Source organism: Streptomyces gilvosporeus (assembly GCF_002082195.1).
Taxonomy (GTDB): Bacteria; Actinomycetota; Actinomycetes; order Streptomycetales; family Streptomycetaceae; genus Streptomyces; species Streptomyces gilvosporeus.
Map to the genome: position 1 here is coordinate 2,219,722 of NZ_CP020569.1, position 20,343 is coordinate 2,240,064.

21 protein-coding genes and 7 tRNA genes are annotated in these 20,343 nt (G+C 71.4%); 12 read left to right on the forward strand and 16 right to left on the reverse strand.

Annotation, left to right across the window (positions count from 1 at the left end; translation table 11 throughout):
- The first annotated feature begins 116 nt into the window (after nucleotides 1-116).
- On the forward strand, nucleotides 117-1,790 hold the full coding sequence (locus B1H19_RS09620; protein WP_203237126.1) for a hypothetical protein: 1,674 nt from the start codon (nucleotides 117-119) through the stop codon (nucleotides 1,788-1,790).
- 35 nt (nucleotides 1,791-1,825) lie between these two features.
- On the opposite strand, the gene B1H19_RS09625 is transcribed toward B1H19_RS09620, so the two are convergent.
- The 3 genes from B1H19_RS09625 to B1H19_RS09635 form a co-directional block, all read right to left on the reverse strand.
- Nucleotides 1,826-3,028, reverse strand: a complete 1,203-nt coding sequence (locus B1H19_RS09625; RefSeq protein ID WP_083104202.1) for a YncE family protein — start codon at nucleotides 3,026-3,028, stop codon at nucleotides 1,826-1,828.
- Nucleotides 3,028-3,807: a polysaccharide deacetylase family protein gene (locus tag B1H19_RS09630; RefSeq protein WP_418361437.1), complete on the reverse strand. Its 780-nt coding sequence runs from the start codon at nucleotides 3,805-3,807 to the stop codon at nucleotides 3,028-3,030. The genes B1H19_RS09625 and B1H19_RS09630 overlap by 1 nt, the downstream gene beginning before the upstream one ends.
- A 135-nt stretch (nucleotides 3,808-3,942) precedes the next feature.
- Entirely contained in the window at nucleotides 3,943-4,500 is a 558-nt protein-coding gene (locus tag B1H19_RS09635; RefSeq protein WP_083104204.1) for an HIT family protein, read from the reverse strand.
- Between the two features lie 67 nt (nucleotides 4,501-4,567).
- Here B1H19_RS09635 and B1H19_RS09640 point away from each other — a divergent pair, with 67 nt between their 5' ends.
- The gene (locus B1H19_RS09640) at nucleotides 4,568-5,209 is read left to right on the forward strand and encodes a potassium channel family protein (RefSeq protein ID WP_083104205.1); all 642 of its coding nucleotides are present in this window, start codon (nucleotides 4,568-4,570) and stop codon (nucleotides 5,207-5,209) included.
- A 61-nt stretch (nucleotides 5,210-5,270) separates the two neighbouring features.
- On the opposite strand, the gene thrS is transcribed toward B1H19_RS09640, so the two are convergent.
- From thrS to B1H19_RS09655, 3 genes are all read right to left on the reverse strand, one after another.
- Nucleotides 5,271-7,253 carry a threonine--tRNA ligase gene (gene thrS / locus B1H19_RS09645; protein ID WP_083104206.1) on the reverse strand — a complete coding sequence of 661 codons (1,983 nt, stop codon included), beginning with the start codon at nucleotides 7,251-7,253 and terminating at the stop codon, nucleotides 5,271-5,273.
- A gap of 190 nt (nucleotides 7,254-7,443) precedes the next feature.
- Nucleotides 7,444-8,637 carry a hypothetical protein gene (locus tag B1H19_RS09650; RefSeq protein WP_083104207.1) on the reverse strand — a complete coding sequence of 398 codons (1,194 nt, stop codon included), beginning with the start codon at nucleotides 8,635-8,637 and terminating at the stop codon, nucleotides 7,444-7,446.
- Complete coding sequence (locus tag B1H19_RS09655; RefSeq protein WP_083104208.1) at nucleotides 8,637-9,194, reverse strand: DUF4365 domain-containing protein; 558 nt, start codon at nucleotides 9,192-9,194, stop codon at nucleotides 8,637-8,639. The genes B1H19_RS09650 and B1H19_RS09655 overlap by 1 nt, the downstream gene beginning before the upstream one ends.
- A gap of 196 nt (nucleotides 9,195-9,390) precedes the next feature.
- On the opposite strand from B1H19_RS09655, the gene B1H19_RS09660 reads away from it, so the two are divergent.
- Nucleotides 9,391-10,116, forward strand: coding sequence for an exonuclease domain-containing protein (locus tag B1H19_RS09660; protein WP_083109517.1), 726 nt, complete (start codon nucleotides 9,391-9,393; stop codon nucleotides 10,114-10,116).
- A gap of 145 nt (nucleotides 10,117-10,261) precedes the next feature.
- Here B1H19_RS09660 and B1H19_RS09665 read toward each other — a convergent pair.
- From B1H19_RS09665 to B1H19_RS09680, 4 genes are all read right to left on the reverse strand, one after another.
- Nucleotides 10,262-10,333 (reverse strand) — tRNA-Val (locus B1H19_RS09665).
- Between the two features lie 97 nt (nucleotides 10,334-10,430).
- Nucleotides 10,431-10,892 carry an SRPBCC family protein gene (locus B1H19_RS09670; protein WP_083104209.1) on the reverse strand — a complete coding sequence of 154 codons (462 nt, stop codon included), beginning with the start codon at nucleotides 10,890-10,892 and terminating at the stop codon, nucleotides 10,431-10,433.
- Nucleotides 10,893-10,978: 86 nt separating this feature from the next.
- Nucleotides 10,979-11,050, reverse strand: a tRNA-Val gene (locus B1H19_RS09675).
- A 53-nt stretch (nucleotides 11,051-11,103) separates the two neighbouring features.
- On the reverse strand, nucleotides 11,104-11,526 hold the full coding sequence (locus B1H19_RS09680; RefSeq protein ID WP_083104210.1) for a TIGR02611 family protein: 423 nt from the start codon (nucleotides 11,524-11,526) through the stop codon (nucleotides 11,104-11,106).
- 188 nt (nucleotides 11,527-11,714) lie between these two features.
- Here B1H19_RS09680 and B1H19_RS09685 point away from each other — a divergent pair, with 188 nt between their 5' ends.
- Together B1H19_RS09685 and B1H19_RS09690 are read left to right on the forward strand one after the other, a co-directional pair.
- A complete protein-coding gene (locus tag B1H19_RS09685) occupies nucleotides 11,715-12,128 on the forward strand; it encodes an SsgA family sporulation/cell division regulator (RefSeq protein WP_003959770.1) in 414 nt (137 codons plus the stop codon).
- 228 nt (nucleotides 12,129-12,356) lie between these two features.
- Entirely contained in the window at nucleotides 12,357-12,923 is a 567-nt protein-coding gene (locus B1H19_RS09690) for a CGNR zinc finger domain-containing protein (RefSeq protein ID WP_083104211.1), read from the forward strand.
- A 33-nt stretch (nucleotides 12,924-12,956) separates the two neighbouring features.
- Here B1H19_RS09690 and B1H19_RS39220 read toward each other — a convergent pair whose 3' ends face one another.
- Nucleotides 12,957-13,112: a hypothetical protein gene (locus B1H19_RS39220; protein WP_203237127.1), complete on the reverse strand. Its 156-nt coding sequence runs from the start codon at nucleotides 13,110-13,112 to the stop codon at nucleotides 12,957-12,959.
- A 68-nt stretch (nucleotides 13,113-13,180) separates the two neighbouring features.
- Complete coding sequence (locus tag B1H19_RS09695) at nucleotides 13,181-13,651, reverse strand: hypothetical protein (RefSeq protein ID WP_083104212.1); 471 nt, start codon at nucleotides 13,649-13,651, stop codon at nucleotides 13,181-13,183.
- 261 nt (nucleotides 13,652-13,912) lie between these two features.
- On the opposite strand from B1H19_RS09695, the gene B1H19_RS09700 reads away from it, so the two are divergent.
- The gene (locus B1H19_RS09700) at nucleotides 13,913-14,455 is read left to right on the forward strand and encodes a DsbA family protein (RefSeq protein ID WP_083104213.1); all 543 of its coding nucleotides are present in this window, start codon (nucleotides 13,913-13,915) and stop codon (nucleotides 14,453-14,455) included.
- 96 nt (nucleotides 14,456-14,551) lie between these two features.
- On the opposite strand, the gene B1H19_RS09705 is transcribed toward B1H19_RS09700, so the two are convergent.
- From B1H19_RS09705 to B1H19_RS09715, 3 genes are read right to left on the reverse strand one after another with little or no spacing between them, the layout of a single operon-like run.
- The gene (locus tag B1H19_RS09705) at nucleotides 14,552-15,382 is read right to left on the reverse strand and encodes a GNAT family N-acetyltransferase (protein ID WP_083104214.1); all 831 of its coding nucleotides are present in this window, start codon (nucleotides 15,380-15,382) and stop codon (nucleotides 14,552-14,554) included.
- A 56-nt stretch (nucleotides 15,383-15,438) separates the two neighbouring features.
- Entirely contained in the window at nucleotides 15,439-16,263 is an 825-nt protein-coding gene (locus tag B1H19_RS09710) for an aminotransferase class IV (RefSeq protein WP_083104215.1), read from the reverse strand.
- On the reverse strand, nucleotides 16,260-17,309 hold the full coding sequence (locus tag B1H19_RS09715; RefSeq protein WP_083104216.1) for a chorismate-binding protein: 1,050 nt from the start codon (nucleotides 17,307-17,309) through the stop codon (nucleotides 16,260-16,262). The genes B1H19_RS09710 and B1H19_RS09715 overlap by 4 nt, the downstream gene beginning before the upstream one ends.
- A gap of 196 nt (nucleotides 17,310-17,505) precedes the next feature.
- Here B1H19_RS09715 and B1H19_RS09720 point away from each other — a divergent pair.
- From B1H19_RS09720 to B1H19_RS09740, 5 genes are all read left to right on the forward strand, one after another.
- Nucleotides 17,506-17,578: transfer RNA gene (locus tag B1H19_RS09720), tRNA-Gly, on the forward strand.
- Between the two features lie 35 nt (nucleotides 17,579-17,613).
- Nucleotides 17,614-17,687: transfer RNA gene (locus tag B1H19_RS09725), tRNA-Cys, on the forward strand.
- Between the two features lies 1 nt (nucleotide 17,688).
- Nucleotides 17,689-17,760: transfer RNA gene (locus tag B1H19_RS09730), tRNA-Val, on the forward strand.
- Nucleotides 17,761-17,784: 24 nt separating this feature from the next.
- Nucleotides 17,785-17,856 (forward strand) — tRNA-Val (locus B1H19_RS09735).
- A 33-nt stretch (nucleotides 17,857-17,889) separates the two neighbouring features.
- Nucleotides 17,890-17,961: transfer RNA gene (locus tag B1H19_RS09740), tRNA-Val, on the forward strand.
- Between the two features lie 205 nt (nucleotides 17,962-18,166).
- On the opposite strand, the gene B1H19_RS39225 is transcribed toward B1H19_RS09740, so the two are convergent.
- The gene (locus B1H19_RS39225) at nucleotides 18,167-18,337 is read right to left on the reverse strand and encodes a hypothetical protein (RefSeq protein WP_203237128.1); all 171 of its coding nucleotides are present in this window, start codon (nucleotides 18,335-18,337) and stop codon (nucleotides 18,167-18,169) included.
- A 628-nt stretch (nucleotides 18,338-18,965) separates the two neighbouring features.
- Between B1H19_RS39225 and B1H19_RS09745 the strand changes: the two genes are divergently transcribed.
- On the forward strand, nucleotides 18,966-20,330 hold the full coding sequence (locus B1H19_RS09745; protein ID WP_083104217.1) for a serine/threonine-protein kinase: 1,365 nt from the start codon (nucleotides 18,966-18,968) through the stop codon (nucleotides 20,328-20,330).
- Nucleotides 20,331-20,343: the final 13 nt, after the last annotated feature.

Consider the following 20,343-nt stretch of genomic DNA (forward strand, 5'->3'; position numbering starts at 1 on the left):
CGTCCGCCGCTGTCCGGCTCGGGCCCTGCGGGCTGGACGGCGGCGGTACGCTGAATGCGGTGGGCGGCTCAACAGGTATGCCCTGAGCGGTAGTCGGGAAGAGCCTGCAGCATCGGATGCGTGCGGCGATGGGGGCGGTAGTGGCAGACGGCTTTGATTTCAGTCCGGGGGCGCAGGTGCCGGTCTCCGGGGGCGCCGGGGAGACGGCGGCGACCCAGGCACTGGCCTCGGCCGCCTATCGCGACTGCAAGCTCTCCAAGATCTCCGAGGCGGACTCCGACTCCGGGAAGTCCGACATCAAGAAGCCGAAACTGTCGCTGTTCGAGCCCAACCTCGGCGAGGCGTTCTCGCGCGCCGTCCAGGTCCGGATGCTGGGCGGCGGCCGCAAGCCGCTGATCCAGTCCTTCGGCACCGAGCCGCAGACCGTCGTCGAGCACTGCCTGTCGGCCACCCGGCTGCGCAAGCAGCGCGACGCCCAACTGTCCGTGATCATGGTGCTGTTCGGGCTGCTGTTCCTGCCCGGGGTGCTGCTGTGGCTGGGCGGCTTCCAGCTCAAGAAGATGCTCGCCAAGGACGGCGGCGGCATCTCCCTGCTGGGCGGGGCGCTGCTGGCCGTACTGGGCGTCGTCGGGCTGTACTTCATGGTCAAGCTGCCGCTGACCGGCTTCTGGCCGCTGTACGTCCGCGCCATGGTCGTCGCCCCCGTCATCGGCTGGTGGTGGGCCAAGCAGATCTGCGAGAAGGCCGCGGTGACGATGCGGGGGGCCTGGCAGGGGCTGCTGGAGGGCGGCGGGGTGGCGGCCAAGATCCCCGAGGCGGTCCCCCAGGATCCGAACCAGACCGCCGCCGAATCCCTCCGCCAGAATCTCGCCAAGGTCTCCGCCGAGCAGAGCAGCAATGTCGTCTTCTACGCCGGCCCCAAGGGCATACTCGGCATGGGCACGCGCTGGGGCAGCTGGCAGCTGGCCGAGGAGCTGCGGCCCGCCCAGGAGGGCGTCGAGATCCATCCGTTCCGCAGCTGGGACGTCGTGCGGGTGATCCACGACCGGCTGCGCCTGCTGGAGCGCTCCCCGCTGCACACCGGCGGCTTCCCGGCGCCGTCGGTACGCCACTGGATCGTCGCGCCGGTCGGCGAGAAGGCCGGTGCGGTCTCCCGCCCGGACGGTACGGACACCGACGCGTATCAGATCCGCGGCCACGAGATAGAGCGGATCTGCAACGAGCAGCAGTTCGGCGCCGGCAACCGCCACTACCTGGGTGTGCAGTTCGTCCTGTGGGACGGCCAGCTGGTGCTCACGTTGATGATCACCGTCACGGTGCTGCACGAGACGCTGCGCATCGAGGTGACCGGTCACGCCCTCGGCCCGGTCAACGGCCTGTTCACCTCCAAGCCGGAGCCCAAGACCAAGGACGTCGCCAAGACCGTCCGGTTCTGGGAGACCAAGAAGATCACCCTCCCGCTCATCGACTCCGACGAGGTCGTCCGGCTCGCCGCCCGCGCCCCGCTCACCTGGTTCCCGCCGGTGCTGGACTTCCTCGGCGGCAAGCTCACCCTCCCCGAGCCGTTCGGGCTGCGCCATGTGTGGGCCGACAAGCCCTGGCGTCACCGCTTCATGGCCGATGACGCGCTGCGCGCCGCGACCCCGGTGCTGCGGGTCGTCCACGCCGCCGCGCTGAGCGTACTGAAGGAGAACGGCGTGGACATCGAGCGCTTCGACAACCGCTCGCTGGCGCTGAGCGGCATGGTCCAGAGCGCGGAGCCGAAGAAGGCCGACGAGTACAACGCCTAGGAAAGGGCCGGGAGTTCGCCCGACTTCCGCCCCGCCTAGCGGAAGATCCCCGTGTGGCCCAGCGAGTACCGCCCCGGCTGCGGATAGACCGCGAGCCCGTGCGGCCCCTGGCCCACGGGGATCTTGGCGAGTGTTCTGCCGGTACGGGTGTCCAGGGCGTAGACCTCCGAGTTGTAGCGCCCGGACAGCCACAGCACCTTGCCGTCCGCCGACACCCCGCCCATGTCCGGGCTGCCGCCCCCGGGGATGTGCCATTTCCCCACGAGGTCCCCGGTCGCGAAGTCGAGCAGCGAGATGGAGCCCTCGCCCCGGTTGGAGATGTACATCGTCTTGGAGTCGCGGCTGACATAGAGCCCGTGGGTGCCCTTGCCGGTGGGCAGCAGCCGCGGTGTGGTGAAGCGGTCGCCGTCCAGGACCCACACCCCGTCGGCCATCATGTCGGCGATGTACCAGGTCCTGCCGTTCGGCGAGATCTTCACGTCCTGCGGCATCGCCCCCTCGAACGGCAGCTTCTCCTGGCCGATCACCTTCATCTTCTCGGTGTCCACCTTGAGCAGTTCACCGGAGAACTCGCAGGAGACGATGAAGTACCGCCCGTCCGGCGAGAAGTCGGCGTGATTGACGCCCCCACAGCTGACCGGCAGCGTCTTGCGGACGGCCATGGTGTGCGGGTCCCGGAAGACCAGCTGACGGTCCATCGAGGCCATCACGATCGCGTACTTCCCGTTGGGCGTGAAGTAGAGGTTGTACGGGTCGTGGACCTTGACGGGCTTTCCGGCCTTCCCGGTGGCCGGGTCGATCGGGGTGAGGTCGTGCCCGCGGTTGTTGTTGACCCACAGCGTCTTCAGGTCCCATGACGGCACGACGTGCTGCGGCTGCACCCCCACCGGGATCGTCTCGATCACCTTGTAGGTTTTGGGGTCGATGACGCTGACCGAATCGGAGCCGGTGTTGGGCACGTAGACCCGCGACGGAAAGTCGCGTACCTGCGGCGCCAGCCGGTTGGGCCGGTCCGCGGCGTACAGATCCCTGGTGTCCACCAGGGGCGGCATCCCGGGCAGCCCCGGTCCGGCGGCCCGGGCGGCCGAGGGGCGCGCGGGGCGCGGGCCGTCCTCGGGGGCCGGGGAGTCGCCGCCGGAACAGCCCGCCGCCAGCAGGACGCAGGCCAGGGCGAGCGGTGCGGTACGGCGGCCGGGGCGGGGGGATCTACGGGCGGGGGTACGGTTCCGGTCAGCCATCAGGTCATTAGCTCCGTTGTCGTCACCGCGCGCAGCCCGCGCCGGCGGAGTCCGTCGAGGATCGGGGGCAGTGCGGCAACCGTGCCGGCGTGCCCGAGGTGGAGGCTCACGACCGAACCCGGCCCGATGCCGTCCAGAACGGTGCGCCGGACGGCCGGGGCGCCGGGGTCGGTGGAGTCGAGGGAGTCCAGGTCGTAGGACAGGACGTGCGGATAGCCGGCCTGGCGCGCCAGGCGGGTGACCAGGTCGGTGGCCCGGCGGGCCTGCGAGGGCCGGAACCAGCTGCCGATGCTGCCGGTCAGCCGCCGCAGCCGGTCCGCGCAGCCGGCGATCTCCGCATACGCCGCGGCCTGCGGCAGGGCGCAGATATTGCGGTGGTGCATGGTGTGATTGCCCAGCTCATGGCCGCCGTCGAGGATCCGGCGGGCCATCTCGGGCCGCTCGTCGAGCCAGTCGCCGACCGCGAGGACGGTCACCCGGGCGCCGGCCCGTTCGGCCTCGCCCAGCAGGGCCCTGGCCAGGCGGGCATCGCCCCGGCCGTGGAAGGTCAGCGCGACCGCCCGGCCGTCCCGGGGCCCGTGGTCGATCTGTACGGGGCGGCCGGGGAGCCTGGTGGGCGGCCGGGCGGCGTGCGCCGGGGGCCGGGCGCCGGGGTGCGGCACGGCGACGTCCCGTACGGTGCGGTCCGTACGGCCCGGGGCGCAGCCCGCCGCGAGCACGCCGGCGGCAGCCGCCGAGGTGGCCGTGCGCAGCACAGAGCGACGATCCAGAAAGGTCACCACACTATTAGAGTGGCAACCGTCCGAATTTGAGGCGATATGCCCGATTCAGCCGGGCTCGTGTCGTGACTCCGGACGCCCGGCGTCCGCCGCCCGACGCCCGGCCTCCTCGCCCGTCGCCGGGGCAACCGTCCGCTACGCGGGCCAGGCCGCAGCCAGCATCGCCCGGGTGTCCGCGAGGAGTTGGGGCAGCACCTTGGTGTGCCCGACCACCGGCATGAAGTTGGTGTCGCCGCCCCAGCGCGGCACGACATGCTGGTGCAGATGCGCCGCGATCCCGGCCCCGGCGACGCCCCCCTGGTTCATCCCGATGTTGAAACCGTGCGCCCCGGACGCCGTGCGCAGCGCCCGCATCGCCCGCTTGGTGAACTCCGCGAGCTCCGCGGTCTCCGCCTCGTCCAGCTCGGTGTAGTCCGCGACGTGCCGGAACGGCACCACCATCAGATGACCGCCGTTGTACGGATACAGATTCAGTACCGCATAGACATGCTCGCCGCGGGCGATCACCAGACCGTCCTCGTCGGACTTCTCGGGGATCGAGCAGAACGGGCAGCCGTCGTCGGCCCCGGGGCCGCTCGGCTTGTTCTCACCCTGGATGTAGGCCATCCGGTGGGGCGTCCACAGGCGCTGGAAGGCGTCCTGGGTCCCGACTCCGATCTGCTGTTCCGGCTCGCTTGTCATACGGGCCAGCATATTGCGTCGCCCCTTGGCAGCGTGTCGCTGGGGCGGAGGTCGCCGGGCGCTCGGCGATGCTGAAGCGGTGGACAGACAACAGCGGCGGCGGCAGTGGGAGCGCACCGTCGAGCCCGGCCTCCTGGCCGCCTCGCTGCTCTTCCTCGCCGCCTACTCCGTCCGCGTTCTGGTCCCCGACCTCTCCCCCGGCTGGCACGCCTTCTGGGCCATCGTCACCGCCGTGACCTGGGCCGTGTTCATCGCCGACTATCTGGCCCGGCTGCTGCTCAGCGACCACCGGCTGCGCTTTGCGCGCCGGCACTGGCTGGATCTGATGGTGACCGTGCTGCCCCTGCTGCGGCCGCTGCGGATGATCGACACCTACGACCGGGTGCAGCGCCGCCGCGACCACCCGCGACTGGCCCTCGAAGCCCGGGTGATGACCTACGCCGGCCTCACGGCCCTCCTGCTGGGCTACGCGGCCGCCCTCGCCGTCTACCACGACGAACACCACGCCCCGCACGCCGATATCCGCACCTTCGGAGACTCGGTCTGGTGGGCCGCCTCCACCCTGACGACCACGGGCTACGGCGACGCCACCCCCGTCACCCCGCGCGGCCGGGTGGTCGGGGTGGGCCTGATGTTCGTCGGGGTGGCCCTGGTCGGCGCGGTGGTCGGCTCGTTCTCGTCCTGGCTGGTGCGGCGCTTCCGGCAGGACGGGGAGGCCTGAAAAACGGGCGGCCCCGGGGAGCGGGCGGCTCCCCGGGGCCTTGCACCGGTCACGTCGGGCGTCACACCTGGACGCGGCGCTCCACGATGTCCAGGATCTCGGCGATCGCCTCATCCCGCGGGATGCCGTTCTTCTGCGACCCGTCGCGGTAGCGGAAGGACACCGCACCGGCCGCCATGTCCTCGTCACCGGCGAGGATCATGAACGGGACCTTGCTCTTCTGGGCGTTCCTGATCTTCTTCTGCATCCGGTCGGACGACGCGTCCACCTCGACCCGCAGCCCCTTGGCCTTCGCCTGCCGGGCGAACTCCTCCAGGTACGGAACGTGCGCATCGCCGATCGGGATGCCGATCGCCTGCACCGGGGCCAGCCACGCCGGGAACGCGCCCGCGTAGTGCTCCAGCAGCACGCCGAAGAACCGCTCGATCGAGCCGAACAGTGCGCGGTGCAGCATGACCGGCTGCTGCTTGGAGCCGTCCGCCGCGGTGTACTCCAGGCCGAACCGCTTGGGCTGGTTGAAGTCGACCTGGAGTGTCGACATCTGCCAGGACCGGCCGATAGCGTCTGTGGCCTGCACCGAGATCTTCGGGCCGTAGTACGCGGCGCCGCCCGGGTCCGGGACCAGCGGAAGGCCCTGCTTCTCGGCCGCCTGGCGCAGCGCCTCGGTGGCCTCCTCCCAGTCCTCGTCCGAACCGATGAACTTGTCGGACTCGGGATCGCGGGTGGAGAGCTCCAGCTCGAAGTCGTTCAGACCGTAGTCGCGCAGCAGGTCGAGCACGAAGGTCAGGAGCGTGTCGAGCTCCTCGGGCATCTGCTCCTTGGTGCAGTAGATGTGCGAGTCGTCCTGCGTGAAGCCGCGCGAGCGGGTCAGGCCGTGCACCACACCCGACTTCTCGTAGCGGTAGACGGTGCCGAACTCGAAGAGACGCAGCGGCAGTTCACGGTAGGACCGGCCCCGCGACTTGAAGATCAGGTTGTGCATCGGGCAGTTCATCGCCTTGAGGCGGTAGTTCTGCTCGTCGAACTCGATGGCCGGGAACATCGCCTCGCCGTAGTGCGGCAGGTGCCCGGAGATCTCGAAGAGGCGCTCCTTCGAGAGGTGCGGGGTGTTCACGAACTCGTAGCCCGAGTCCTCGTGCCGCTTGCGGGAGTAGTCCTCCATGACCTTGCGGATGACGCCGCCCTTGGGGTGGAACACCGCGAGGCCGGGGCCCAGCTCCTCCGGGAAGGAGAACAGGTCCAGCTCGGCGCCCAGCTTGCGGTGGTCGCGCTTCTCGGCCTCGGCGAGGAACTCCAGATACGCCTTGAGCTCGTCCTTGGTCGGCCAGGCGGTGCCGTAGATGCGCTGGAGCTGCTTGTTCTTCTCGCTGCCGCGCCAGTACGCGGCGGCCGACCGCATGAGCTTGAAGGCGGGGATCACCCGGGTGCTGGGCAGGTGGGGACCGCGGCACAGGTCCTTCCAGCACAGCTCGCCGGTCTTGGCGTCGAGGTTGTCGTAGATGGTCAGCTGCCCGGCGCCGACCTCGGCGGAGGCACCCTCGGCGGCGTCCGCCGCGGAGCCCTTGAGGCCGATCAGCTCGAGCTTGTACGGCTCGTCGACCAGCTCCTCGCGGGCGGCGTCGTCGCTGACGGCCCGGCGCGCGAACTTCTGCCCGCGCTTCTGGATCTCCTGCATCTTCTTCTCGATGCGCTTGAGATCGTCCGGGTGGAAGGGGGTCTCGACGTCGAAGTCGTAGTAGAAGCCGTCCTTGATGGGCGGGCCGATGCCGAGCTTCGCCTCCGGGAACAGCTCCTGCACGGCCTGTGCCATCACGTGCGCGGTGGAGTGCCGCAGGATGTTCAGACCGTCGTCGGAGGTGATCTCGACCGGCTCGACCTCGTCGCCGTCGGCGATCTCGTAGGCCAGGTCCTTCAGCTCCCCGGCCACCCGCGCGGCGACGATGCTGCGCTCGCCCTGGAAGAGGTCGGCGGCCGTAGTGCCCGTGGTCACCACGCGTTCTTCCCGCTCGGAATCGCGTTGGACGGTCACACGGACGTCTGACACCGGTCTCTCCTGACTCATGTCTCTTTCACGTCAGCGATTGCTGCGCAGGCGAATCGTACCGAGCCACCCGACCCGACCGCGAAACGGATTCCGGTGCCTGTGGACAACCTCCCTTTCCACCGTCCTCCCCGTTCGCTCCTCCTCCCTGTTCCTTCCTCCTCCCTCGGTCAGTCCTCGCCCCCTCCCTCGGTCAGTCCTCGCCGCCGCACGCCTCCTCGAAGACGTCGAGATGCTCCTGGAGCGATTTGAGCAGCCGGTCGCGCTCCGCCTCGTCGACCTGTACGGGGGTGACCTCGCGGCCTCCGGTGATCCGCCGGAACCCGCCCCGGCTCTCCAGCCGCCCGCTGACCTGGATCGGCAGCCCGACCAGATGGGCGTGCCCGGCGATGCGGTAGTCCTCCTCCCCCAGCGCTACCCGCACCTGCACCACATCCGCCCCGGCGATCACCCGCAGCCGCACCGTTCCGGGCCCCTCCGGCCGCTCCCGCCGCAGCCGGACGACCGCGCCGGTCACCCGCACCGGCAGCGAGGGCTCGTCCCGTACGTAGCGCTGCGCGGCCTGCTGGAGCGCGGGCAGATCGCCGGGCGAGAACTCCACCGGCTCGGGGCGGGGTGCGAAGCCGGCCGGGGTGCCGGCGGCGGGCGACCACTCGACCGAGATGCGCACCCCCTCCGCGTCCCGCACCAGGGCGATCAGCGCCTGCGCCAGCTCATGGCAGACGCCCAGCTCGACGGCGGCGTCGAAGGCTTCCATCCGGCCGGTCGCACGCTGGTAGTCGGTGGCGTCGCGGGCCGCGTGCAGCGCCCGTTGCAGGGCGGCGACCGCACCGCGCCCGTCGTGCACCGGGACGAAGGCGGTCAGTCGGCTCCCGGCGGACACCGGGCCGACCAGGACGTCGGCCAGAAATCCCTCGGCCCGCCGTTTGTGCCGGGCGCCGTAGTACCCGGCCCGTGCGTACGTCCCCAGGGCCCCGGCCATCAGCATCGAGCGGGCCGCGCCGCGCAGCCGCTCCTGCGCCACCCAGTGCGCGGCGGCCGAGCCGTCGTCCGGGATCTCCCGTTCCCAGCGCACCTCGTCGCTGGGCACCGCGAGTCCCATCAGCACCTCGCGGGCCGACGGCGCGGCGCTGTGCGCCAGCGCCGCCAGCGCCTCGGCGAGCAGCTCGCCGCTGTCGGGGAAGCGGCGGTCGTGCGGCACCAGCAGGCTGGCGCCGGCCGCCCCGCCGGGCGGCGTCCACCGGGTGTAGTGGCCGGCGGCCCCGCCCCGGCGCCGCCAGCCGTGCCGGGCGAGCAGCGCGGCGAGCACCCCGGGGTCGAGCTGCGCGGGATCCGGCGGCCGCAGGTCGTGGTCGTGCCCGTAGTGGTCATCGGTCGGCCGGTACATCAGGGTCTCCCTCCCGCCCCGACCCGCGTCATGATCTCCACGAGCGCTCGGTCGTCGAAGATCCGCGTGGTCGGAATCCGCACAGTGGTCCTGCGCCGGCCGGTCACGGGGTGTCCGGCCAGATTGATCCAGTAGCAGCAGTGACGCAGTTCGAGGCGGTCGTGGCCGGCGTGCAGCCAGTCGTCCCGGGTGCGGGGCACCAGCATCACGACCAGGATCTTGTGCACCGATACGGGCGTACGGGCCAGCTTCACCAGGTGGTCGTTGTCGAGGGTGAAGGCGAAGGTCGGGCCCGGTGGGCAGGGGGCGGTCTGGTAGGTGCATTTGAGCTGCACCTTGATGGTGACCTCGTCGTCGACGGTGTGGTCCGGCGCGGCGTGGCTGACGTGCCAGTCGATTCCGTTGTCCGGGAAGGGCTGCGCCAGGGAGCACCCGGAGGCGGCGGCGACGGCGTGCAGATAGCCCACCTGGAGGGTCTCCATGCAGGCAGTCATGGCGAGTGCGCCGCGCTGCGGGGTGATCCGCTGAGCGCCCGGCTCCGGCTGCGCGAGTGTCATCGCGGGGGCCTTCCGGGCTGTGCCGATCGATGCGTGGGGCTGGCGGGCGCTGCATCCGGAGGCGGCCCGTCCCTGTGGTTGTCTCCGTGTCAAGTGGGCGTCAAACAACGACGGTTCGAGAACCGGTCGGCTCGGGTATCACCAGCTCGGATGGCCCGCGTCGTCATCCACCCCACCAATGCGAGGAGTTGGGATGATGCCGCCCTGGTACGACGGTCCACTCGCCGCCTTCGACACCGAGACGACGGGCATCGATGTCGAGCACGACCGCATCGTCTCCGCGGCCCTGGTGGTCCAGGAGACCCCGCGCTCCGCCCCGCGGATCACCCGCTGGCTGATCAATCCGGGCGTGGAGATACCCGAGGCGGCGACCGCGGTGCACGGTCTGACCGCCGACCATCTCGCGCTGCACGGCCGCTGGCCGGCGCCGGTGCTGGAGGAGGTCGCGCGGGCGCTGGCCGCGCAGTCGGTGGCCGGCCGCCCCCTGGTCGTGATGAACGCCCCGTTCGATCTGACCCTGCTGGACCGCGAGTTGAAGCGCCACCGCGCCAGCTCGCTGGGCGCCGCGCTGGGCTCCCATCAGCTGTGCGTCCTCGACCCCCGGGTGCTGGACAAGCACCTCGACCGCTACCGCAAGGGCCGCCGTACCCTGACCGACCTGTGCGCCCACTACGAGGTCGAGCTGACCGACGCCCATGAGGCCGCCGCCGACGCCGTGGCCGCGCTGCGGGTCGTACGGGCCCTGGGCCATCGCTTCGCCGCCCGGCTGGAGGGGCTGCAACCGGGCGAGCTGCACACCCGCCAGGCGATCTGGCACGCCGCGCAGGCCCGTGGGCTCCAGGCGTGGTTCGCCCGCAGCGGCACCCCCGAGCCGGTCGACCCCCATTGGCCGCTGCGGCCCGCGCTCCCCGCGGCGGCCTGAACGGAGCTCACCCGGTTTTCGGCCATACGGAAAATGGCCGAGGCGCGGCCCCTTCCGGGACTTCCCCGCCCCGATCGCGTCACCACGAATCCGTGCCAACGAAAAGGACCGGGCCGCCAATTGACGGCCCGGTCCTTGATCCCGGTGGGCGATACTGGGTTCGAACCAGTGACCTCTTCGGTGTGAACGAAGCGCTCTCCCACTGAGCTAATCGCCCGGGTGTCTGCGGGTTTCCCTCGCGAACGAGCTGAACAATACAGCCCGTCGCGGCCTTCCATCAAATTCCTGTGACCGGGCCGACCGGCCGGGGCGGCTCAGCCCCGGGCCAGCCAGGCGGCCAGGCCGCGGCGCCCGGCGCGCATCATCAGCGCGTGGTTGAGCCGGAACAGCGGCCGCCCCGGCAGCGCCAGGCAGCGCAGCAGCGGTTTGCAGACCTCGACGTCCTGCTCGAAGACCACCCGGGTCCCGCCGTGACCAGGGCGGATCGTCCAGCGCGCCCAGCCGCCCAGGTCTCCGCGGAGCGTTATCTCCAGCACGCCCGCCCCCGGATCCCGTATCCGCTCGGTGGCCACGACCGACAGCTCGTACGGCAGCCGGCTGCGGAAGCGGGCCAGTCCGCTGTGCTCGTCGAGGGGGGTCACCTCGCGCACCTGCGGCCACCAGCGGGGGTAGGCCTCGGCGCGTTCGAGGACGGCGTAGACGACGGCGGGCGGGGCGGCGAGCAGCCACTCGCTACGGAAGCGGTAGCGGTGCAGTCGGCTGGACCAGGCGGGCATGATCCCAGTGTGCGCCCCGCGGCGACGCGAGGGCCCAAATACCGCAACGACCCGGAGACTTCGTGTCTCCGGGTCGTGTGCCGGGGTGGGCGATACTGGGTTCGAACCAGTGACCTCTTCGGTGTGAACGAAGCGCTCTCCCACTGAGCTAATCGCCCGGCGCACGGCCAACATTACCGCACGTCGGCGGGCACTTCTGACCACATACGGGTCACTGGCCGACGTGCCACGGCAGGACGGGGCCGAACTTTCCCACATAGATCGCCAGCAGCGCGACGATGATCACCACGCCGATGGTCGTGAGAATGATGTTGCGGCGGCGCACTTTCGGGTCGAGTGCTTTCTTTGCCGCCTCGGTGACCTTTCGCTTGGTCCAGCGCAGCACCAGCTGGGCCCAAACGAATTCGGTCGCCCACAGCGCCATACCGGCGAAGATCACCAGCCAGCCGGGGCCGGGCAGCGGCAGCATGATCACGCCGGCGACCACCACCGCGAGGCCGAGGAGGAAGACGCCGACCTGCCAGCTCAGGTGCAGCGCACGGGAGCGCCGGATGAAGTGCGGCGCCCGCGAACCGAGCGCCGGACCGGTGTCCTCCCCGCCACCCTCCGACCCCTCGTTACTCTCCGTATTCATGAAGCCAACGTACCGGACGCACTCCCTCCGCTGAATTACCGCCGAGGACGATCCCGCAATCCGCCGTAAGAGGTACGTGAAGCCACCCAAAACCGTCAGAGGGGTTTACAACGGCACCGTAGGTGGCATGTCGATTTCGCCGACGTGCGAATCCCCGAGCGCACACTGAGCGAAAGGCCCTGGCGCTTATGAACACCACGGTCAGCTGCGAGCTGCACCTGCGCCTCGTTGTGTCGAGCGAGTCCTCACTGCCTGTACCCGCGGGCCTGCGGTATGACACGGCCGATCCCTACGCCGTCCATGCCACCTTCCACACCGGAGCCGAGGAGACCGTCGAATGGGTTTTCGCCCGCGACCTCCTCGCCGAGGGCCTGCACCGGCCCACGGGCACCGGCGACGTCCGCGTATGGCCGTCCCGGAGCCATGGTCAGGGTGTTGTCTGCATCGCCCTGAGCTCTCCGGAAGGCGAAGCCCTGCTGGAGGCCCCGGCGCGGGCTCTTGAATCCTTCCTGAAGAGGACCGACGCCGCCGTACCGCCGGGTACGGAACACCGGCATTTCGATCTCGACACCGAGCTTTCCCACATCTTGGCGGAGAGCTGAGACGCACCACAGCCGCCCACTGCAACCACCCGCTCACACTCGCGACCGTCCGACTCGGGGAGACGGCGCAGGACCGACAAGTTCATACGGCACGCTCCGGCGCCGTCGTCGCGGACCCACCGCGGAGGCGGCGCCCAGGCTTGTTCGAGGCGCTAGAGTCGGCGACCATTCGGCAACGACACCGGGGGCGGCGTCCGCCCGCTCCCCACTCGGCCAGGGAGCGGAACCGTGCTGATCACTCATGACACCCGGTGCGCGCTCGATGCAGTGGTCGATCTGCTCAACACCGCGCCGGAGGGCGAGGCGCCCGGTGCCCCGGACGCCCTCCCCGGCCTCCCGGCGCTCGAGGAGTTCGTACGGCGCCACAACATCAGCGATGTCGGCATCCTCGGGGAGGCCGATCTGCGGGCCGTACGGGAACTGCGCTCGCGGCTGGCCGGGGTCTTCGCCGCCCGGGACGACCGCGAGGCCGCCGAGCTGCTGAACGCGCTGGTCGCCTCGGCCGGCACCACCCCGCAGCTGACCGATCACGACGGCTACAACTGGCACGTCCACTACTTCGCACCGGGCGCCTCGGTCGCCGACCATCTGGCCGCGGACGGCGGGATGGCGCTGGCGTTCATCGTCGTCGCCGGGGAGCGCGAGCGGTTGCGGCACTGCGAGGCACCGGACTGCCGGCACGCCTTCGTCGACCTCTCCCGTAACCGCTCCCGCCGCTACTGCGACAGCCGCACCTGCGGCAACCGGCTGCATGTCGCGGCCTACCGGGCCCGGCAGCGGGACGCGGCCGGCTGAGCGACCCGGCGACCGCTCGACCGCGCCGGCGGCTCACAGGATGTAGAGGTCGTGTACGGCGCCGAGGAGCAACAGAAAGCCGATGACGGTCAGGAACAGCATCAGCGGGGGCTGGGACAGCGCGAACAGGCAGCCGCGCGTTTCGGGGGCCGGGGCGTTCTCCCGGGTCAGGGCGCACTCATCGTTCATCTCGCGCGCATCATGGCGCAGATGATCGTCTTCCTGCTCCCAATATCCGCTTCAGCAGGGGGAGTTCATCAGATCCCGTGTTTTTTCAGGATCGCTTCGATGTCCGAGAAGTCATCCTTCGGTGCGCCGCTCGCTCCCTTGGCCTTGGCTTTCGCGGCCTCCTTCGCGGACTGCCGGTCCGCGCCCCGGCCACTGGTGAGGGAGGGCGCCGAGGCGGCCGGCGCCACCGCACCCGCTCCGGACGCCGCGGCGGCCTTGCGCTCCTTGCGGCCGCCTATGCCGCCCCGGCGGCGCTCCACCCTCCTGCTGATCGCGAGCAGGAGCGCCGAGAGCGCGAGCAGGCCGAAACCGGCCCAGACCGTGGGCTTGAAGACGATATTGGTGACCCAGTCGATGACGCCCGTCATCACCAGGCCGATGGGGATCAGCGAGAACGCCGCGATCCGCAGCGCGGCCAGGAACCGCTTGCGGTAGGCCGTGATCGCGGCGATGCCCAGGCCCGCCGCCGACACCGCGGCACAGACGGTCGAGGTCAGCATCCGGTCCTCCTGCCGGTGAATGGTCGAACGGGGATGACCGGTCCGGTCATCCGCTCCCTTCCATCCTGCCCTCTCCGCCGCCCGAACGGACATGTTCCGCCCGGTCTTCAGGGACATCTCGGGGTAGCTCAGGGAGATCTCAGGGTCGGCTCGGGGTCGGCCTCCTTCCCAGGTGCCGATCCTGCTCCCCGGGTGCCGGTCCGGCCCCCGGCCGGGGGTACCTCCGGGCGCGCGGCGCCGGCGGGCTGGAAGACTGGCCGCATGAACGACGCCACCTCCGCCGGCCCCACTCCTCCCCCGCGCCCCGTCCTCGACGTGTGGTGCGAGCTCCAGTGCCCGGACTGCCATGCCGCCCTCGACGATCTGCGGGCGCTGCGCGAGCGCTACGGCGACCGGCTGGACATCCGGCTGCGCCACTTCCCGCTGGCCAAGCACAAGCACGCCTACGCCGCGGCCCAGGCGGCCGAGGAGGCCACCGAGCAGGGCCGGGGCTGGCCGTACGCCGAGGCGGTACTGGCGCGTACCGAGGAGCTGGCCAAGGGCGGCGAGAAGCTGCTGCTGAAGGTGGCCGGGGAGCTGGGGCTGGACGCCGAGGAGATGGACACCGCGCTGATCGACGGGCGGCATCTGCTGATCGTCGACGCCGACCAGGCGGAGGGCAAGGCCATCGGCGTGACCGGCACCCCGACGTATGTGATCGGCGGCGAGCGGCTGGACGGCGGCACGAGCCAGGAGGGGCTGCGCGCCCGCATCGAGCAGATCGCCGACCGGCTGCTGGCCGAGCGCCCCGCCGGGCAGGACTGAACCGCCGGGGCACCGAGGGGCACAAGGGCACCGCAGGACGCCAGGGACCCCGGAGGACGCAGGGCCACCGGGGACGCCACCGGGCGGGCCGATGCCCTACAGGATCGGCTTCCACAGCTCGTACGCGGTCGGCCGGTAGCCCAGCGCCTCGTACAGCCCCAGCGCCGGAGCGTTGTCCGCGTACACGGTGAGTCCCAGCACCGGCTGGCCCGCCGCGAGGCACAGCCGCTCGGCGACGAGCATCAGCGTGCGGCCGTGGCCCCGGCCGCGATGGGCGGGATCCACCCGCACGTCGACGACGTAGCCGCCCGGATGTCCCGGGATCTCCACCGCTAGCCAGAGCGTGCCGACGTCCACGCCGTCGTGCCGCAGGATGCGCAGCGCATGCCCGTGGGTGTCCGGGCCGTCCGGGAGCATCTCGGCGTGCCCCTCGTACGACGCCCGCTCGGCCCGCTCCCGGGGCACGCCCAGAGCCGTCTGCACCCGGATGTGCTCGGCGATCGCCGCCGCGCGCCAGGCCGGGTACTCCGCCGCGCCCATCCGGCGCTCCTGGCTGCCCTCGGGCAGCCCGGGCGGCGCGTCCAGCGCCTTGGTCATCCGGCGGCTGCGCTCGGTGTAGCCCAGGGCGGCGGCCAGCCGTACGACGGCCTCGGACGCTGCCGGGACGGTCACCTCGATCTGCCGGCAGCCCCAGCCGCGCAGCACCTCCTCGGCGGCCAGCGCGGCCACGGTGGCGCGGCCGCGGTGCCGGTCGGGGCGGTCGATGTCCAGCGCCTCGATCCGCCCGGCGACCGGCCCGAACCGGGCGTCGGTACGCAGCCGGATCCCGCCGACGCGGCGGCTGTTGACGCAGACGTCGTACGAACGGGCCCGGCCCCCGTCCTCATGGCGTGCTTCGGGTCCCGCGGGGCGCAGCGTTGTGGTCACGGGGACTTCCTACCCTGCCGCCGCGGGCCGGTCACCACCGGGACATCAGCGGTGTCTCACCGGGGATCGGTGTCGGCGGCCGCCTGCTCGTCGAAGATCCGCATGGCCTCGGCGGTCACCGGGCCCGGCCGCTCCGCCAGTTGGCGCCCGTCGATCCGGGTCACCGCCTGGACATCGCGCAGGGTGGAGGTCAGGAAGATCTCCTCGGCGCGCTCCAGGACGTCCAGCGGCAGATCGGTCTCCTTGGCGCCCGCCCAGGTGACCGTCAGGGCGCGGGTGATGCCCGCCAGGCACCCGGAGTGCAGCGGCGGGGTGTGCAGTTCGCCGTCCAGGACGACGAAGACGTTGGAGCCGGTGCCCTCGCAGAGCTGTCCGACGGTGTTGGCGAACAGCGCCTCGGAGGCGCCCAGTTCGCTGGCGCGGGCGAGTGCGACGACGTTCTCGCCGTACGAGGTGGTCTTCAGGCCCGCGAGCGCACCGCGTTCGTTACGGGTCCAGGGGACGGTGACGGCGGCGGTGGTGTCGGGGCGGCGGGGCGCCTCGGAGACCGCGATGACCAGCGTGGTGCCGTTGTCGCCGCGGTCCGAGCCGAGCGGGGAGAGCCCGCCGGTGTAGGTGATCCGCAGCCGGCCGAGCGCCATCGGGTTGGCGTCCAGGACGGCCGTGCAGCCGCGGCGCACCTCGTCGAGATCGGGTTCCGGCAGGCCCATGCCCCGGGCGGAGGTGGCCAGGCGTTCGAGGTGGCGGGTGAGGGCGAAGGCACGTCCGCGCTCGGCCTTGACGGTCTCGAAGACACCGTCGCCGACCGTCAGCCCGTGGTCGAAGACCGAGACGCGGGCACCGTCGGCGTCCCGCAGTCCCCCGTCGAGCCAGATCTTCATCGTCGTCCTCCGCTCACCTCGTGCACGCCCGACGCTACCGCGAGCAGCCGTTCCGCCTTCAATTCGGTCTCGGCCCACTCCCGCTCCGGATCGGAGTCCCAGATGATGCCCGCGCCGGCGCCGAAGCGCAGGACGGGCCCGCCCGATGCGGCGCGGTCGATCCAGAACGTCCGGATGCCGACATTGAGCTCGCCGGTGCGGCGGTCCGCATCGACCCAGCCGATGCCGCCGCAGTATGGGCCGCGGGGCGCGGTCTCCAGCTCGTCGATGATCCGCAGCGCGCTGGACTTGGGGGCTCCGGTGACGGAACCGGGCGGGAAGGTGGCGGCCAGCAGATCCGCCCAGGCGCTCGCCTCGTGCGCCCCGTCCAGTTCGCCGCGCACGGTGGAGACCAGGTGGACCAGGCCGGGGTGCGGTTCGACGGCGCACAGTGCCGGGACGGTCACCGTGCCCGTGGCGCAGACCCGACCCAGGTCGTTGCGGACCAGGTCGACGATCATCACGTTCTCCGCCCGGTCCTTCTCGGACAGATCCGCGGCCGTCCGGCCGGTCCCCTTGATCGGCCCGGACTCGACCGTACGGCCCGTGCGCCGCAGGAACAGCTCCGGAGAGGCGGAGGCCACCTCGACGCCATGGGCGGGCAGCCGCACCGTACCGGCGTAGGGGGCGGGGTTGCCGTGGGCCAGCACCGCGGACAGCGCGTCCACATCGCTGCGCGCGGGGTCGGGCAGCGGCGCGGACAGCACCCGGCAGAGGTTCACCTGATAGACCTCGCCCGCTGCTATGTAGTCCCGCACGCTGCGCACCCCGGCGGTGTAGGCGTCGCGGTCCATGGAGCTGCGCCAGTCCTCGCGGGCCGGGCCTGCCCAGCCGCCGGGCGCGGGCTCGTCGGCGGGACCGGCCGGCCGTACGTCACCGAAGCGGGCACAGACGACACCCCCTTCGAAGTCGGCGACCACCGCCCACCAGCCCGTGGAGTCCAGGGCCGCGGGATCGGATGTGACATCTCGCAGGTCGGTGGCTATCAGGCCGCCGAAGCGGGCCATGGGAGGGAAGTCGCGCACGTCAGTGAGTCTATGGCGGGGGACCGACGGCCGCCCGTGCCGAGCGAGCAGCGCAGCACGCTGCACAAACGCGTTTTTGTACTGGCCCCGGAATCCGCTAGAGTTCAACACGTCGCCGGGACGCGGAAGCGCCCCGGAGGCCAGGCAGCTCCCGGGACGTAGTCTGGGGGACGCACCTGCGGACGTAGCTCAGTTGGTAGAGCACCACCTTGCCAAGGTGGATGTCGCGAGTTCGAGTCTCGTCGTCCGCTCGATGTGGGGGATCTTCCCGAACCCCCTCACTCCTGGTGGAGTGGCCGAGAGGCGAGGCAACGGCCTGCAAAGCCGTCTACACGGGTTCAAATCCCGTCTCCACCTCCAAGGACGATTAGCTCAGCGGGAGAGCGCTTCCCTGACACGGAAGAGGTCACTGGTTCAATCCCAGTATCGTCCACTGGTCCGGCTTCACCGGGCCCCCGCGCGATTAGCTCAGCGGGAGAGCGCTTCCCTGACACGGAAGAGGTCACTGGTTCAATCCCAGTATCGCGCACGCAACCGGGGATCTTCGGATCCGCGGCCCCGAGGACGATTAGCTCAGCGGGAGAGCGCTTCCCTGACACGGAAGAGGTCACTGGTTCAATCCCAGTATCGTCCACACCCGAAACCGAGGGCCGGAGCACTTCGCTCCGGCCCTCGGCTTTTGCCTCCGAAGCCGGACCGCGGCCGGACCACCGCAAAAGCGTGATGGCCGGGCATCTCCCCAGATGCCCGGCCATTCCTGCCGTCCGCCGCACCCCCGTCCCCACGGGGTTGACCGAAAGTCCCTGTCCCGGGCCGCTCTCCCAGGACCGGGGCGCCGTTCAGCGCCCCAGGATTCCGGCCACGGACGACGCCTGTGTGACGACGGCATCCCAGCCGCCGAAGACCACGGTCAGGAGGACCGCCAGCGGCACCGCCATCGCCACGGCGACCAGGGGATGGCGCCTGCCGGAGCTACGGCCGCCGGCCGTGCGCCCTGAGATGTCCGCCATCGCCCCGCTCCTGTCGTGTCTGGGGCGGCGGGCGTCTGACCTCGGGGGACGAGTGTGCCGCCCGCCGCGTGAAGACCACATTAAGCATCCGTCGGCGCCCGGGCGTCATGCCGTCGTACCGCTTCTGTGGCCTCCGATGGGATGACGGCACACCATCCGGCGTACTCCGCTGGGTGGAGAGGGCCGGTGGCGATGGCGGACGGAGAGCGCGGCGGCGGGAGCGGGGCCAGGACCTGGGGACTCCGCGGAAACCACCCCTTCTCGGGTGACTTCGCTCACTTCGGCCACTGCCCCGCATACCGCCGTCTCCCCCCTCCGCACCGCCCTGCCCGCCACCACGTCGTACGCCCCGGTGGTGTCCCCGGCGTCCGCGGCTCTTGCGGCCCGGTCACCTTTCGTTGCGTCAAACTCCTTTCCGTGACGGATCATTGGGGTCTCGCGCGGGAAGTCGGGCCGCGCTACGGCCGGTTCCGTCCCGCACTTGAGGGCTCCCGCCCGCCACCGACAATCCACTTGCCGACGCATGCGCGGCCTTAGCGCACAGCGAGCCGTCAATCCGTAAGCTGTGCCACGTCAGACGGTTGGCAGCGGGGTGGGGCCTCCCCACCACAGGTAGGGGACGACGGACATGGCGATGATGCGGCTCCGACGCGAGGACCCGCGTGTCGTCGGGACGTTCCGGCTGCACCGCCGGCTCGGCGCGGGCGGGATGGGCGTGGTCTATCTCGGTTCGGACAAGCGCGGGCAGCGGGTGGCGCTGAAGGTGATCCGCCCGGATCTGGCGGAGGATCAGGAGTTCCGGTCGCGGTTCGCCCGCGAGGTGTCGGCGGCCCGGCGGATCCGCGGCGGCTGTACGGCCCGGCTGGTCGCGGCCGATCTGGACGCCGACCGCCCCTGGTTCGCCACCCAGTACGTCCCCGGTCCCTCGCTGCACGACAAGGTCAACGAGGAGGGTCCGCTGTCCCCGGCGGAGGTCGCCTCCATCGGGGCGGCGCTGTCCGAGGGGCTGCTGGCCGTCCATGACGCGGGCGTGGTGCACCGCGATCTGAAGCCGTCCAACATTCTGCTGTCGCCCAAGGGTCCGCGGATCATCGACTTCGGCATCGCCTGGGCCACGGGCGCCAGCACGCTCACCCATGTCGGTACGGCGGTGGGCTCGCCCGGCTTCCTCGCGCCGGAGCAGGTGCGCGGTGCGGCGGTGACGCCGGCGACGGACATCTTCGCGCTGGGCGCCACCCTCGCGTACGCCTGCACCGCGGACTCGCCCTTCGGGCAGGGCAGTTCGGAGGTCATGCTCTACCGGGTCGTCCATGAGGAGGCGCAGCTGGCCGGGGTGCCGGATGCGCTGGCGCCGCTGCTGGCGACGTGTCTGGCCAAGGATCCGGCGGACCGGCCGAGCACCCTGTCGCTGTCGCTGCGGCTCAAGGAGATCGCGGCCCGCGAGGCGCACGGGCTGTCCGGCGATCCCGCGGAGGGCGTCGCGGGCTGGGAGCGGCTGGAGCGGCGGCCTTCGGGGCAGCGGGCCGAGGAGTACGCGCGGCAGCGCACCGAGCGGCGTACGGGGGGTACTCCGACGCCGCGGCCGCCCGGTGCGCGTCCTCCGGCGCCGCGCGACGCGACGTCGCGGCCGTCCGGCCCGGGACCGTCCTCGGGCACGGGGGGCACGCACGGTCCGCACGGGACGAAGGCCGCGCACGGCGCCAAGGGCACGAACCCGCGGACCGGTGGCGGGCGCGGCGCCCGGGTCCCGGCGGCCCGGGGCTCGGGACGCAACGGGGCGCGCACCCCGGTCCGTACGGCATCGGGCCGCCGCCCCGGCCCGGACCGCCGGCTGCTGCGGCAGCGGGTGATCGTCTTCGTGGTCGTGACCCTGCTGGTCGCGCTGGGCATCGCGGCGGCCCAGGGCTGCCAGGGCCCGGCCCGCGGGCTGGGAGAGCGGCGGGCGGTGACGGTGGCGGGCCTGTCGCACGGGGGCTCCGAGCGGATCTCCTAGCGGGGGCTCGGCA

Coding starts and splice junctions, on each gene's coding strand:
- B1H19_RS09695 (WP_083104212.1), bottom strand. CDS start 13,651: ATGCTGACCTCGACCGTCTGTGCCGCGGTGTCGGCGGCGGGCCTGGGC.
- B1H19_RS09635 (WP_083104204.1), bottom strand. CDS start 4,500: ATGCTGGCCCGTATGACAAGCGAGCCGGAACAGCAGATCGGAGTCGGG.
- B1H19_RS09700 (WP_083104213.1), top strand. CDS start 13,913: ATGAACGACGCCACCTCCGCCGGCCCCACTCCTCCCCCGCGCCCCGTC.
- B1H19_RS09660 (WP_083109517.1), top strand. CDS start 9,391: ATGCCGCCCTGGTACGACGGTCCACTCGCCGCCTTCGACACCGAGACG.
- B1H19_RS39225 (WP_203237128.1), bottom strand. CDS start 18,337: ATGGCGGACATCTCAGGGCGCACGGCCGGCGGCCGTAGCTCCGGCAGG.
- B1H19_RS09655 (WP_083104208.1), bottom strand. CDS start 9,194: ATGACACTCGCGCAGCCGGAGCCGGGCGCTCAGCGGATCACCCCGCAG.
- B1H19_RS09650 (WP_083104207.1), bottom strand. CDS start 8,637: ATGTACCGGCCGACCGATGACCACTACGGGCACGACCACGACCTGCGG.
- B1H19_RS09715 (WP_083104216.1), bottom strand. CDS start 17,309: ATGGCCCGCTTCGGCGGCCTGATAGCCACCGACCTGCGAGATGTCACA.
- B1H19_RS09620 (WP_203237126.1), top strand. CDS start 117: ATGCGTGCGGCGATGGGGGCGGTAGTGGCAGACGGCTTTGATTTCAGT.
- B1H19_RS09670 (WP_083104209.1), bottom strand. CDS start 10,892: ATGCCCGCCTGGTCCAGCCGACTGCACCGCTACCGCTTCCGTAGCGAG.
- B1H19_RS09625 (WP_083104202.1), bottom strand. CDS start 3,028: ATGGCTGACCGGAACCGTACCCCCGCCCGTAGATCCCCCCGCCCCGGC.
- B1H19_RS09710 (WP_083104215.1), bottom strand. CDS start 16,263: ATGAAGATCTGGCTCGACGGGGGACTGCGGGACGCCGACGGTGCCCGC.
- B1H19_RS39220 (WP_203237127.1), bottom strand. CDS start 13,112: ATGAACGATGAGTGCGCCCTGACCCGGGAGAACGCCCCGGCCCCCGAA.
- B1H19_RS09745 (WP_083104217.1), top strand. CDS start 18,966: ATGGCGATGATGCGGCTCCGACGCGAGGACCCGCGTGTCGTCGGGACG.
- B1H19_RS09685 (WP_003959770.1), top strand. CDS start 11,715: ATGAACACCACGGTCAGCTGCGAGCTGCACCTGCGCCTCGTTGTGTCG.
- B1H19_RS09680 (WP_083104210.1), bottom strand. CDS start 11,526: ATGAATACGGAGAGTAACGAGGGGTCGGAGGGTGGCGGGGAGGACACC.